This is a genomic window from Salegentibacter sp., from assembly GCF_036568425.1.
Taxonomy (GTDB): domain Bacteria; phylum Bacteroidota; class Bacteroidia; order Flavobacteriales; family Flavobacteriaceae; genus Salegentibacter.
In genome coordinates this window covers 19,909-32,385 of record NZ_DATCSO010000004.1, presented here as the reverse complement: position 1 = coordinate 32,385, position 12,477 = coordinate 19,909, and the positions used below count along the sequence as shown (strand labels likewise).

Genomic DNA, 12,477 nt, shown 5'->3' with positions numbered 1-12,477 from the left:
ATTCTTAAAGCAGTCGAAGAAATGGGTTTTGAAAGCCCAAGTGAAATTCAGGAAAAAGCTATTCCTGTTTTGTTAAATGAAGACACCGATATGGTGGCCCTGGCCCAAACCGGAACAGGAAAAACAGCTGCTTTTGGATTTCCGCTTATCCAGAAGATAAATTCCAACGCTAAACATACCCAGGCATTAATTCTCTCACCAACCCGTGAGCTTTGCCTGCAGATTACCAACGAATTAAAGAACTATTCTAAATTCGAGAAAAATCTAAATGCAGTAGCCATTTATGGTGGTGCAAGTATTACCGATCAAGCTCGCCAAATTGAGCGTGGAGCGCAAATTATTGTAGCTACTCCAGGTCGTATGCAGGATATGATGAACCGTAGAATGGTAGATATCACTAAAATAGATTACTGTGTTTTAGATGAGGCCGATGAGATGCTGAATATGGGCTTTTACGAAGACATAACCTCTATCCTTGCCGATACTCCAAAAACTAAAAACACCTGGCTTTTTTCAGCTACCATGCCTAAAGAAGTAGCTACTATCGCCAAGAAATTTATGAAAACTCCTATAGAGATTACTGTAGGAACCAAGAATCAGGGAACCAGTAACGTTTCTCACGAATACTATCTGGTAAATTCCCGCCAACGTTATGATGCTCTTAAAAGACTAGCAGATGCCAATCCTGACATTTTTTCGGTAATCTTTTGCCGAACAAAAAGAGATACCCAGAAAGTTGCTGAAAAGCTTATTGAAGATGGTTATAGCGCCGCAGCCCTTCATGGGGATCTTAGCCAGAACCAGCGTGACCTGGTAATGAAGAGCTTCAGGACGAAACAAATCCAGATGCTTGTCGCTACCGATGTTGCTGCTCGTGGTATTGACGTAGATGATATCACCCACGTGATCAACTACCAGTTACCAGACGAAATTGAAACTTACACCCACCGAAGCGGTAGAACCGGAAGAGCTGGGAAAAGTGGTGTTTCTATGGTGATCGTTTCGAAAAGTGAAGTGCGTAAAATTAAAAGTATTGAACGCATTATTCAACAGAAATTCGAGCAAAAAGATATTCCTGATGGAATGGAGATTTGCAGAGTTCAGTTGTTTCACCTTGCAAATGATATCAAGGAAACTAAAATCAATCATGAAATAGACGCTTACTTACCTAGTATTAACGAGGTTTTGGAAGGTTTTAGTCGTGAAGAATTGATCAAGAAATTTTTCTCGGTAGAATTCACCCGTTTCTTTAATTATTATAAGAACTCACCCGACCTTAGTGCGGGGGGAGGATCTGATCGAACTTCGGGAGGTGGAGAATCTACAAGGTTCTTTATCAATATGGGGACAAAAGACGGTTTCGACTGGATGAGTCTTAAAGATTTCCTTAAAGCAACTCTGGATCTAGGACGTGATGATGTCTATAAAGTTGACGCTAAATCAACTTTCTCATTCTTTAATACCGATGCCGTTCATACCGATAAGGTTATTGAAACCTTTAAAAACTTCAAACATAATGGCCGTCATATCGATGTTGAAATTACAACCGATTCCGGACGTGGTGGAGGAAGAAAAAAAGGTGGCGCAAAAGAACGTTCAGGAAAACCATTTAAAGGTGGTAAATCCGGTGGAAGACGTTCAGAAGGTTTCGAAAAAAAAGGACGCGGCGATAAAAAATTTGGTGGCCGTGGCAAGAACATAGAAAGTTCTCTAAAAAGGAGACGTTCTAAGAAATAAATAAATTAGGCGCTTAAAATATAAAAACTGGCATTGTTTTTTATTGGTATTTTATATTTTAGGCGCCAATTATTATGAAGTATAGTTTATTCCTCTTTTTCCTACTCTTTACTGGTTTATATGCCATGGCACAAGACCTCGTGTCGGGTACAGTTATGAATGCTGCCAACGATAAACCAATAGAAAAAGTTCATATTGTAAATCTTAATCAGGTAAAAGGTGCGGTTAGTGATGAAGACGGCAAGTTTGAGCTACCAGCCAAAGTAAACGATACCTTATATTTCACCTATCTGGGTTTTAAATCCATAAAAGTTCGGGTTACAAACGACTGGATGAAGTACGGAAATGTTAAGGTGAAAATGACCGAACTGGGAATTGCACTGGAAGAAGTTGTAGTTAGCTCGGTTACTTTAACGGGCTATCTTGAAATAGATGCCAAGAATATCCCAATTTATGAGAACAAACGCTATAGTATTTCAGGTTTAAATACCGCTTATGAGGCCGGCACTAACTCACCCGGTGCAGTATCAAAAGTTTTAGGCTCTCTTTTTAACCCGGCAGATCTGGTCAATAATATCTTCGGAAAAAGACCGAAACAAATGCGTAAGCTTAGGCAAATGAAAGAAGATGACGAAATACGAAATTTACTTCGGAATAAATTTGACCGTGAAACCCTTATGGCTTTACTACAAATCAATAAGGTGGAAATTGATGAGATTTTAGGTCGCTGTAATTATTCAAAAAATTTCATGCGTACAGCTAACGATCTGCAAATTTTGGATGCTATAAGCGGTTGTTATGAAGAATTCAAAGTGCTTCAGCGCAATTAATCCCTGCCCTCCAAAATAGTTTTCAGATTTATTAATCCCTTTTCCAGGTCATTCCCAAGCAATTTATCCAGGCTATAAAAAATTGAAATGATACTAAGCGGAAAAGGCAAAAACCCGCGAACACCCCAAACTATTTTCGATTTTTTAGGCTCCAATTCTTTAATACCGATATAGGTTAAGGAGTTTAGTTTTATGGGTCGCACAAAAAGCAGACGCGTCTCCATGATCGCTTTGGGTTTGAGTTTGACGATCTTTTGGGTTCCTTCTCCTACCTTTTTATTTCCCCTCCAATAAAAACCGGCTTCTTCTTTCCCATCTACCCCTTTAAATTTCAGGACTGCATTCGGGTCTCTTTTAAACCATGGCACCCAATGAGGTTGTTTTCTTAATTGACTTACATAATTAAAGATATCTTCTCTGGAAGCATTGATAATCATAGTGCGACTCAAATCATACGACTTTTTTGCGTAAGCGTGTAAAAAAGCGAAAAAGGTAATAATCGCAATAACGATATAAAAAAAGAGGGTCATAGGTAGGGGCTTGAAAGGCTAAAAATAGCAAATTTATCGGGATGCTTTATAGTCCCCTACAAGTTGTTCTGAATTTTTTATGCACTTTTTTGTCCAATTCAATTCGATTTCAAGTTTTTCTTCAGGGGTTAGCTGCCAGGTCAACTCACTATGACGAAGCCTGCTGGTTATAGATTGTAAAATTATAGCAGCTGAAACCGATATATTCAAGCTTTCTGTAAAGCCTTGCATAGGAATTTTCAAATGAACATCAGCTTCCTCAAGAACTTCTTCAGATAGCCCATTTTTTTCTGTCCCGAAGAAAACGGCCGCAGGTTTGGAAATATCAAAATCTTCTAGGTTTCTGCCATCTCCATGTGGTGTTGTGGCTACAATTTGATAACCTTTATGCCTTAAGGCAGATACACAGTCTTTGGTAGAATTATAACGGTTAACATCTACCCATTTTTGCGCACCCATAGCTATTTCTTTATCAATTCTCCTGGGTTGACACTCTTCAATAACATGGATATTCTGAATTCCGAAAACATCACAACTACGTATTACCGCACTCGTATTATGTAACTGATGAACATCCTGGGTAACTACTGTAAAAAAATTGGTTCGTTTTGAAAGCACCTCCTCGAAAAGCTTATTACGACGGGGTGTTAGAAATTCCTTGAGATAATCCAGTAACTGCTGTTTTTCCATTCCTCAAAATTAAAAATTGAAGCCGAATTGAATGGCTATCTTAAGATTTTCTGTACTTATTTTAATATTAGCCTCCAGAATTTTCAGAAGTGTTTATTTTTATAGACATAAATAAAAAGTTATGAAAAAAATTGTTGTCTTAACCGGTGCAGGGGTTAGTGCTGAAAGTGGAATTAGCACATTTAGAGATGCCGATGGACTCTGGGAAAACCATGACATCATGGAGATTGCTTCACCTATTGGCTGGGAAAAAAATCAGGAACAGGTTTTGGAATTTTATAATAAACGTCGTCGCCAGTTACTTGAAGTAGAACCCAATCCGGCACATCTTGCCCTGGCTAAACTGGAAAAATATTATGATGTAGAGATCATAACCCAAAACATAGATGATTTGCATGAACGTGCGGGAAGCACAAAAGTTACTCATTTGCACGGCGAACTTTTAAAAGCAAGAAGCACTTTTAATGAAGATCTTGTTATGGACTGGAGAAAAGATATTAAAGTAGGCGATTTTTGTGAACACAACTATCAATTACGGCCCCATGTGGTTTGGTTTGGGGAAGCCGTACCTATGTTTGAAAAAGCCGCTGAAATTACATCTCATGCAGATATTCTTATAATAATTGGTACTTCAATGCAGGTATATCCTGCAGCAGGCTTAATGGAATTTGCGCCTCGGGATATCCCTGTATATTTTATAGATCCAAAGCCAAATGTAACACCAGAGAAAAATTTGGAAATTACACCGGAAAGAGCTTCAATAGGCGTTCCTCCATTAGTAAATAAGCTTATAAAAGCTTCAGATAAAGCATTTAAAAAGAATTAAGCCTGTAGTTTTAAAGATGGGTTGTAAGCAGTATATTTGGAGCTTTATAAATCAAACATCCACAACACAATGACTCCGCTAACCGCCATTTCTCCAATAGACGGTAGATACCATGCTAAAACCAAAAGTCTTTCGGCTTATTTTAGCGAAGAAGCCTTAATTAAATACCGCGTAAAGGTTGAAGTAGAATACTTTATAGCACTTTGCGAATTACCTCTTCCTCAACTCAGTACTTTTCCGAAGGAAAAATATTCGCAATTGCGAGAGATTTATGACAATTTTACCACCATAGATGCTCAGGCGGTTAAGGAAATAGAAAAAACCACCAACCATGATGTCAAGGCCGTAGAGTATTTTCTGAAAGAGAAATTTGATAAATTCGAGCTTCAGGAATTCAAGGAGTTTATTCATTTCGGTTTAACATCCCAGGACATTAACAATACTGCTGTCCCTTTAAGCTTAAGAAAAGCGATAGAAGATGAATATCTTCCTGTTTTAGATGAAATTCGGTCTAAACTGCGGGAGTTTTCTAAAGAATGGGCTAATATACCTTTGTTAGCAAGAACGCATGGCCAACCTGCTTCTCCAACCAGGCTGGGAAAAGAAATAGAGGTGTTTCTGGTGCGATTGGAAGAACAACTTACCCAGTTACATTTTATTCCTCACGCCGCTAAGTTTGGAGGCGCTACTGGTAATTACAATGCGCACAAGATCGCCTATCCTCATGTTGACTGGAAAGAATTCGGGACCAATTTCGTGGAGGAAATCCTGGGACTTCACCATTCTTTCCCCACAACCCAAATAGAGCATTACGACCATATGGCCGCTCTTTTTGATGTTTTAAAACGCATTAATAATATTCTTATAGATTTGGACCGGGATATCTGGACCTATGTTTCTATGGATTATTTTAAACAAAAGATCAAAGAGGGAGAGATAGGATCTTCTGCTATGCCACATAAGGTAAATCCCATAGACTTTGAGAACAGCGAAGGAAATCTGGGGATCGCGAATGCAGTTTTTGAACATCTTTCAGCAAAACTTCCTATAAGTCGTTTACAACGTGATCTTACAGATAGCACTGTACTTCGTAATATTGGGGTTCCATTGGGCCATACCCTAATCGGTTTTAAATCTACTTTAAAAGGAATGGGAAAATTATTGCTGAATAAAGAGAAACTCAATGCCGACCTTGAGGCAAACTGGGCCGTTGTAGCTGAAGCTATTCAAACCATATTAAGAAGGGAAGCTTACAAAAACCCTTATGAAGCCTTAAAGGGTTTAACCCGAACCAATGAGAAAATCAACCAGGAAAGTATATCAAAATTTATAGATAGTCTGGATGTTTCAGATGAAATAAAAAGCGAAATAAAAGCAATAACTCCTCAAAATTACACTGGGATATAAAAAAAAATCCCGCCGGTTTCAATAAAGCCAGGCGGGATATCTTTTTTATAATTTAATAAGCTTTAGGCTCTTACTTAATTCCTACTTCAACCTCCCCCTTTTAAAAATTTGGGCTATATTTCTAATTCCATCAACATTAAGATCGCCTTTTTTCAAAGATCTAAGAAGATTTAACATAGCCTGAGGTTGCATATCTTCTCCCAGTATTCTTGCCAGACCTACTCCCCGACTATCATCAAATCCAAACAAGATAAATTCGTCTACGGCACTTTCGTCACCGATAAAATAAATTTCAGCTTTGCGAAGTGTAGAGCCATATCTCATGAGGAGCTGATAATTTTCATTTTTAAGAATTTTCTGTAATTCAACTTTTTCTGCTTGGTACATCTCTTTATTGTTCCTTAAAGGATATACCAGCAAATTCACCTTATGTATACTTTCCAGGATTTGCTTTTGATCTGCATTCGGGGTTTTAATATTAGCCAAAAGGTTGGCAGGAATATCCATAGCAATAAAATCACTATTTCCAAGATTTTCAACATAATATTCCTGTATGCCAGGCTCATTGCCGCAGGAAATCGTTAAAAACATCAATACAAATAAAAACCCAAAAACCCCGGAAGTTTTCATACTATGATTTTTTATCGAGCTTATCCAATTCTTCGGCACCGGGAACCTTTAAATCCCGGGTTAATCTCGAGAGTTGAGAGAGATCAATGTCTCCGGTAATACTAAGAATAACCGAAATTGGTTCCCCATCTTCATGGCCTTCCAAAAACATAAAAAGCTCGCTTACCACATTTTCATTTTTCCCTGGTTTTGAATAGAATTTTATTTTCTTCCCGTCTTCGTTTACCTTCATTAGCAGTTCCAGGTTACCTTCTTTTAAATAACCGTCTACATCCCTAACCATCTCAGAACGAACCTGGTTATTGGAGGAAGTAAACATTCTAATCTCATCAAGGTTCTCAATTAATCTAATATATTGTTGTGCTTCCTCATCTTCTTCACTAAAATCAACTTTAGCCAGCATTTTAAACATTTTACTGGTCATTATCATCTCATCTACATCCTTCCTGCTTTCGTATTTTTTAAAGGCCTGAGCAGTGTTTATTAATGGTAATAAACAAATAATTATAAGTATTGTTATTTTTTTCATCTTTTTATTTTTCATGTTTGATTATTCTATCTCTGGTATTATTGAATTCCTTGAGATAAACCAGATCCTTTTTTCTTTCATTCATTAATTCTGAAACCATTTGAAGAGTTTCCCTCGTTCTTTGAAGTGCCAGTTCTTCATCCTGGATAGTTCCTAAATACACATTCTCAGGACTGTTTAAATTTCTCTGCTGAAAGAAAAAAATTCCAAATGCCAGACTAATTATCAGCATTATTCCACCCCAAACATAAAACTTTTTTCCTGAAGCTTTGGAATAGTGTTGTTTTTGATTTTTCTTAGTGTGTTGAAACTGGCTATTTGGTTCCATAATTAATTGTAATAGTCCGGGATTTCTGTATTTTCTTACGCCCTTAATAAAATTGGTATAAAGCTTGTTTAATTTTATACTAAATCCAAATTCAGGAATAACTAACTTTATTACGTTTAAGCGGCTAAAAAATTGTTATAATAAATTTTGAATTTACGATTTTGTGGCTAATTTTAGCCTTTTCACAAAAACTTAACATATATGAAGATTTACAAATTATTATTTCTTTTTCTTTTTTCTTCCAGCCTTTTATTATCCTGCTCTAAGGACGATGATGATGTAATTGATGAGGAAGTTGGAAAACCTGGTCCGGATAGAAATCTGGAAGTAGAAGACTTTATCTATAAAGGAATGAACGAAATTTACCTCTATAAAAGCTACGTTCCTAAACTCGCCGATGGCTATTTTACTACCCAAGCTGATTTAAATGATTTTCTTGATGATTTTGAATCGCCTGAAGATCTCTTTTATAATGGTTTGGTATATGAGCATAAGGTACAAGACAGGTTTAGCTTCATGACCGATGATTACATCGCCCTTGAAAACCGTTTTGCCGGAACAAGTACAACAACCGGGATGAATTATGGATTTGCTATCCATCCTAATGATGATAGTAAGGTTTTGCTCTACGTTCGGTATGTACAACCAAATACTTCTGCTGCCAGTGCCGGGATTGAAAGAGGAATGATCTTCAACAAAGTAGATGGTGAGGTAATGACTCTCGCAAACTACGGGGATCTGGTACAGCCGGAAAACTTCACCCTTCATCAAGCCGAATTCGATGAAAATATGGATGTAGTAGACCTTGATAAAACTTATGATCTATCTAAAGCCGAATATACTGCAAATCCGGTTTATATTACAAAAACCCTTGATGTTGATGGTAAAAAGGTGGGGTACCTGATGTATAATAGTTTTACCGCCGACTTCGATGCTGAATTAAATAATGCATTTAACAATTTTAAATCAGAAGGCATCACTGAACTTATATTGGATCTAAGATATAATGGTGGAGGAAGTGTAGAGTCGGCCGTGGATCTCGCAAGTATGATCACAGGGCAATTTGAAGGTGAAATCTTTTCTCAACAACAATGGAATCCGTCATACCAATCATACTTTAAAGAAAATAATCCGGATAGACTAGTTGACAGGTTTAACAATAAAATACGCACTGGTGATCTAATAAATAGCCTTAACCTTGATAAAGTATATGTTATTGCAGGTAAATCAAGTGCTTCCGCAAGTGAATTAACTATAAATGGACTCGATGCCTGGATTGATGTAGTACACGTAGGTCAAAATACCGTAGGAAAGTTTCAGGCTTCGGTTACTTTGTATGATTCTGATAACTTTGGAAGAGAAAATGCCAACCCTAACCACAAATACGCGATTCAACCTTTAGTCTATAAATCGGCTAATGCCCTTGGTAATTCGGATTATGTGAACGGTTTAGTTCCGGATATTGAAGCTATTGAATATATAAACGAATATAAGCCTCTTGGCGATCCATCTGAACCTTTACTAGCTGCAGCATTGGATGATATTAAAGGTGAGAAAAAAGCTTCTTATCTATCTAAATCACCGGAATTTGAAGTACTTGATGAGGCCGGATCTGATGCTCCTGAATTTCAGAAAATGTATACCGATGAAATTCCACCCGTACTTTTCGAAAGACTTGATTATTAGTATTTCCTAATCTTAAGATAAAAACAAAAGCCCTGAAGTTTAATTTCTTCAGGGCTTGGTTTTTTATTCAGCTATGTAAATTCCATTAGGATTTATACCAGTTGACAGTTCCTTAATTTTATTTCCAGACTGGTCCTGAATAATAAGTTTTCCATCTCCGGTAAAATCATAATTGGCAAAAGCAGCAAAAATTTTCTCTTTTACCACCCTAAAACCATACAAGACCCCTTCATTATTAAATTGCGTTAAAGCAGAATCAGGTACTTCCCCCTCCCCTTTTCCTAATACATAAACACCATCATCTAAGGTATAATAGAGGCGTTGGTCATCCAGGCTAAGATTTTTAGGATGCTCATGTTCATTAAAAACAATATCCTGAACAACCTCCTGTGTGGTCAGGTCTATTTTTGTTATTTTTCCTGTAGTTTCTTTTTCAGCATAAGAAGGTAAACCCGAAGATAACACCCATAAACTGTTACCATCACTTACCATTGAGTTAGGCACATCACCAACCTCAATTATCATTTTTATTTGATTGATATTGGGATCCAGCACAGATATTTTATTATTAAATCCGAAACCGCCTTTGTGAGCGACATAAACCTTATTATTTACAGTTAGAATTCTTTCCGGGCCTTCTTCAACTAAGATAATTTCTTCCAATTCAAAATTTTCAAGCTCATACACCGCCACAAAATCATCATCGGGATCCATGCCGTCTCCCCAATTAGTTACAAAAGCTTTTCCGTTGGAGAAATCAAGAAACCTAGGGTTATGCAACCCGTTTTCTATTGTTGCCAGGTGGTTAAAAGTATGGCGGTCTACGACCTGTATTTTGCCTGAAACATTCATTACAATAAAAGCATAATCTTCATAAAACCCCATATTCTGCCCCGTATCTCCAGGGGAGCCCCCTTCATTTTCTTCAGCATAAATGTTATTTGTCATGCTTTGAAGATCAGTATCAAGAAAGGAAACTGAGCTGTTTCCTGAACCGAAATTTCCCTCATTAAGAATAAATATTCCTTCGGAATAACTACCTGATTCTTCCAGGGGGATCTCATCGATATCATTGTCGCTCTCACAAGATGCGAACAAAAGAGCGCTAAGCACTGTGGTCATAAAAAATCTGATCTTCATAAATTATAATTTAAAGGTGATTGAACTATTAAAATATCTTCCCGGCATAGGGCGCCCGGGCATACTCATATATTTTTCATCGAAAATGTTTCTAATCTGAAACCCAATCTTCATAAAATTATTTGGGCCAAAATTCCGGGCAATCCCCAGATTGGAAATAGTATAATCGTCCAGGGTGTAATTATTATCTGAAGAAGTAAATATGCTTCCATTGTACAAAAACTGATAAAAAATGGAAAATCGACTATAGTTATAACCCAAAGAGGCCGTGGCTTTATGACTGGGTACATAGATAAGTTGCTTTTTTGTTACCTGGTTCTGAGTATGAGTCCAGGCGTAAGTGGCACTCAAATCCAAAATGTGGTCATCAATTGATTTGTTCCAGTCCAGGCCAGCCTCCATGCCAAAATTTCTTACTTCCCCCGTATTCTCAGGACGCCATAATCCGCCGCTTGTGGGAATCCACCGCAAAAGGTTTCTGGTGTCAATGAAATAACCAGCAAGGTCAAGTTTAAGCTTATTCAGGCTGAATTGATGGCCCAACTCAATTTGTCGCGAAGTCTCAGGTTTTAAGTCTACATTTCCTCCTGCATACCAGTAAAGATCATTGAATGTGGGGATTCGGAAGTTCTTTGATACCCCAAGTCTTATTTCGTAGTTTTCTGAAAATCTGTAAAGCCCGTTCGCAGCAAACAGCAATGGAGATTCATATTCCTCAGTTGCTTCCTTCCTGGCGCTTAGCTGATAACTGAATTCTCCCAGACTGTGTTTTAGCAAAAAGGCCAGGCTCCCAATATCTCTACGATTTGTGCCGGTATTGCTTCCCTCTCCTGCTATTTGTTGATACTCTAAAATGCCGGTAACTTCAAGATCCTGGGTGAACTGATATGTGAGATCGATTTTCGCGATCCCGGTTTTGGCTCGCCCAAAATTATGGGCTTTGGTCTCCCGGTTTTCGTAGTACCGAAATGTTTGATCTAAATAGGCTAATTTTAAGGAAGAGCTTAGGTCACCGTAAAAACCACTCCATTCCAATAGATTACGGCTGTTTACATCTTCATATTTACTATTGGATGGGGCAGAAATAGTTCCTGAAAAACCTCTTTCCCCCTCATAAAAATTGCTATGAAATTTCAGTAGATGATCTTTATTTAGTCGATGAGCCACAGACAAGCCCAGGCCGGTATTGCTGAAATCTCCATTTTCATTGAATTGGTTATCACTGGGATATTCAAAATCATTTTCAGAAGTTTTACGGATTAGATTTAACTGAAAACTGGTTTTTTCAGAAGAGATAACCGTTTTAAAGATACCTGAAAAAGTTTCGAAACTTCCATAATCAAGTTTTAAATGGTTATGGAATTTACCATCGAATTTAAAGCGGTTGTTTAAATGTACGCTACCGCCAATGGCTCCGCTTCCATAGAGCACACTACCTCCACCCGGCCGAAGGGAAACATCATTGACTATTCCAGTAGGGATGGTATTGAAATCTGTTTGTCCTGTGAATTGAGAATTGATATTGATCCCGTTCCATATCACCGCGGTTTGCTGCGCGGAAGTTCCCCTGAATGAGGCCGAAGAAACCATCCCCGGACCATTTTCTCTAAAAAAGATAGTACTATTAAATTTTAATACCGAAGTAAGCGAAGGCTCATTTTCTCTTAAAATAGAATCGTTCAGCAAAATTACCCGGCGTTCGCCTGAATCTCTCTTGAGAGATATGTCGCTTAAGACCACCTCCTCCAACCTGGTAACAGTTTTGTTTTGTGCGAATGCGGGAAAGGCTAAAAGCATTCCCAGAAATAAAAGGTAATAACGAGTTAGTTTCATTATACACCGACTTTTATCCCGAAAGTCTAAGAGTTAAATTAGTAATGCTTCTGGCAGGTCTCCTGGCTCGCGTCCTTGTTGCTTACCTTCCCGTCGAATATGTGACAGTGGTATGAAGTGTGACAACAGGCATTCCGGTTACGGAACTTAGCTTACAGTTGCGGGAACAGCTCAGGAATTTTTAAAGATTCAAATCACCTGATTCCCTTTTAATCGACGACAGTACATTCCGGCGTCAAACCAAAATTTCATTGTCAAAAATAAACATTTATGTTTGCGAAGCACTAAAATTTTTAAATAATCTTACTTTT

At 37.8% G+C, this 12,477-nt stretch carries 12 protein-coding genes and 1 riboswitch; of the genes, 5 read left to right on the top strand and 7 right to left on the bottom strand.

What is annotated here, in order from left to right; all coding sequences use genetic code 11:
• Together VIM94_RS00450 and VIM94_RS00445 are read left to right on the top strand one after the other, a co-directional pair.
• Nucleotides 1-1,737, top strand: a 1,737-nt coding sequence (locus VIM94_RS00450; protein ID WP_332037321.1) for a DEAD/DEAH box helicase, incomplete at its 5' end; no start/stop codon positions are given.
• A gap of 74 nt (nt 1,738-1,811) precedes the next feature.
• Complete coding sequence (locus tag VIM94_RS00445) at nt 1,812-2,567, top strand: carboxypeptidase-like regulatory domain-containing protein (protein ID WP_332037320.1); 756 nt, start codon at nt 1,812-1,814, stop codon at nt 2,565-2,567.
• On the opposite strand, the gene VIM94_RS00440 is transcribed toward VIM94_RS00445, so the two are convergent.
• Nucleotides 2,564-3,097, bottom strand: a complete 534-nt coding sequence (locus VIM94_RS00440) for an SRPBCC family protein (protein WP_332037319.1) — start codon at nt 3,095-3,097, stop codon at nt 2,564-2,566. The genes VIM94_RS00445 and VIM94_RS00440 overlap by 4 nt on opposite strands.
• 33 nt (nt 3,098-3,130) lie before the next feature.
• Nucleotides 3,131-3,787, bottom strand: a complete 657-nt coding sequence (locus tag VIM94_RS00435) for an RNA methyltransferase (RefSeq protein ID WP_332037318.1) — start codon at nt 3,785-3,787, stop codon at nt 3,131-3,133.
• A 121-nt stretch (nt 3,788-3,908) separates the two neighbouring features.
• Here VIM94_RS00435 and VIM94_RS00430 point away from each other — a divergent pair, with 121 nt between their 5' ends.
• Complete coding sequence (locus VIM94_RS00430; RefSeq protein ID WP_332037317.1) at nt 3,909-4,613, top strand: NAD-dependent deacylase; 705 nt, start codon at nt 3,909-3,911, stop codon at nt 4,611-4,613.
• A 69-nt stretch (nt 4,614-4,682) separates the two neighbouring features.
• Nucleotides 4,683-6,020: an adenylosuccinate lyase gene (gene purB, locus VIM94_RS00425; RefSeq protein ID WP_332037316.1), complete on the top strand. Its 1,338-nt coding sequence runs from the start codon at nt 4,683-4,685 to the stop codon at nt 6,018-6,020.
• Nucleotides 6,021-6,101: 81 nt separating this feature from the next.
• On the opposite strand, the gene VIM94_RS00420 is transcribed toward purB, so the two are convergent.
• From VIM94_RS00420 to VIM94_RS00410, 3 genes are read right to left on the bottom strand one after another with little or no spacing between them, the layout of a single operon-like run.
• A complete protein-coding gene (locus VIM94_RS00420) occupies nt 6,102-6,650 on the bottom strand; it encodes a DUF4252 domain-containing protein (RefSeq protein ID WP_332037315.1) in 549 nt (182 codons plus the stop codon).
• Between the two features lies 1 nt (nt 6,651).
• A complete protein-coding gene (locus tag VIM94_RS00415; RefSeq protein WP_332037314.1) occupies nt 6,652-7,179 on the bottom strand; it encodes a DUF4252 domain-containing protein in 528 nt (175 codons plus the stop codon).
• 4 nt (nt 7,180-7,183) lie between these two features.
• Nucleotides 7,184-7,507, bottom strand: coding sequence for a hypothetical protein (locus VIM94_RS00410; protein WP_332037313.1), 324 nt, complete (start codon nt 7,505-7,507; stop codon nt 7,184-7,186).
• A 201-nt stretch (nt 7,508-7,708) separates the two neighbouring features.
• Between VIM94_RS00410 and VIM94_RS00405 the strand changes: the two genes are divergently transcribed.
• The gene (locus VIM94_RS00405; RefSeq protein WP_332037312.1) at nt 7,709-9,193 is read left to right on the top strand and encodes a S41 family peptidase; all 1,485 of its coding nucleotides are present in this window, start codon (nt 7,709-7,711) and stop codon (nt 9,191-9,193) included.
• 63 nt (nt 9,194-9,256) lie between these two features.
• Here VIM94_RS00405 and VIM94_RS00400 read toward each other — a convergent pair whose 3' ends face one another.
• Together VIM94_RS00400 and VIM94_RS00395 are read right to left on the bottom strand one after the other, a co-directional pair.
• Entirely contained in the window at nt 9,257-10,333 is a 1,077-nt protein-coding gene (locus VIM94_RS00400) for a YncE family protein (protein WP_332037311.1), read from the bottom strand.
• 3 nt (nt 10,334-10,336) lie between these two features.
• Entirely contained in the window at nt 10,337-12,166 is a 1,830-nt protein-coding gene (locus VIM94_RS00395; protein WP_332037310.1) for a TonB-dependent receptor plug domain-containing protein, read from the bottom strand.
• A 35-nt stretch (nt 12,167-12,201) separates the two neighbouring features.
• A riboswitch (cobalamin riboswitch) is annotated at nt 12,202-12,426 on the bottom strand.
• Between the last annotated feature and the right edge of the window lie 51 nt (nt 12,427-12,477).

Excerpts from the sequence above, each read along its gene's own strand:
- VIM94_RS00445 (WP_332037320.1), top strand. The coding sequence starts at position 1,812 with ATGAAGTATAGTTTATTCCTCTTTTTCCTACTCTTTACTGGTTTATAT.
- VIM94_RS00440 (WP_332037319.1), bottom strand. The coding sequence starts at position 3,097 with ATGACCCTCTTTTTTTATATCGTTATTGCGATTATTACCTTTTTCGCT.
- VIM94_RS00435 (WP_332037318.1), bottom strand. The coding sequence starts at position 3,787 with ATGGAAAAACAGCAGTTACTGGATTATCTCAAGGAATTTCTAACACCC.
- VIM94_RS00430 (WP_332037317.1), top strand. The coding sequence starts at position 3,909 with ATGAAAAAAATTGTTGTCTTAACCGGTGCAGGGGTTAGTGCTGAAAGT.
- purB (WP_332037316.1), top strand. The coding sequence starts at position 4,683 with ATGACTCCGCTAACCGCCATTTCTCCAATAGACGGTAGATACCATGCT.
- VIM94_RS00420 (WP_332037315.1), bottom strand. The coding sequence starts at position 6,650 with ATGAAAACTTCCGGGGTTTTTGGGTTTTTATTTGTATTGATGTTTTTA.
- VIM94_RS00415 (WP_332037314.1), bottom strand. The coding sequence starts at position 7,179 with ATGAAAAAAATAACAATACTTATAATTATTTGTTTATTACCATTAATA.
- VIM94_RS00410 (WP_332037313.1), bottom strand. The coding sequence starts at position 7,507 with ATGGAACCAAATAGCCAGTTTCAACACACTAAGAAAAATCAAAAACAA.
- VIM94_RS00405 (WP_332037312.1), top strand. The coding sequence starts at position 7,709 with ATGAAGATTTACAAATTATTATTTCTTTTTCTTTTTTCTTCCAGCCTT.
- VIM94_RS00400 (WP_332037311.1), bottom strand. The coding sequence starts at position 10,333 with ATGAAGATCAGATTTTTTATGACCACAGTGCTTAGCGCTCTTTTGTTC.
- VIM94_RS00395 (WP_332037310.1), bottom strand. The coding sequence starts at position 12,166 with ATGAAACTAACTCGTTATTACCTTTTATTTCTGGGAATGCTTTTAGCC.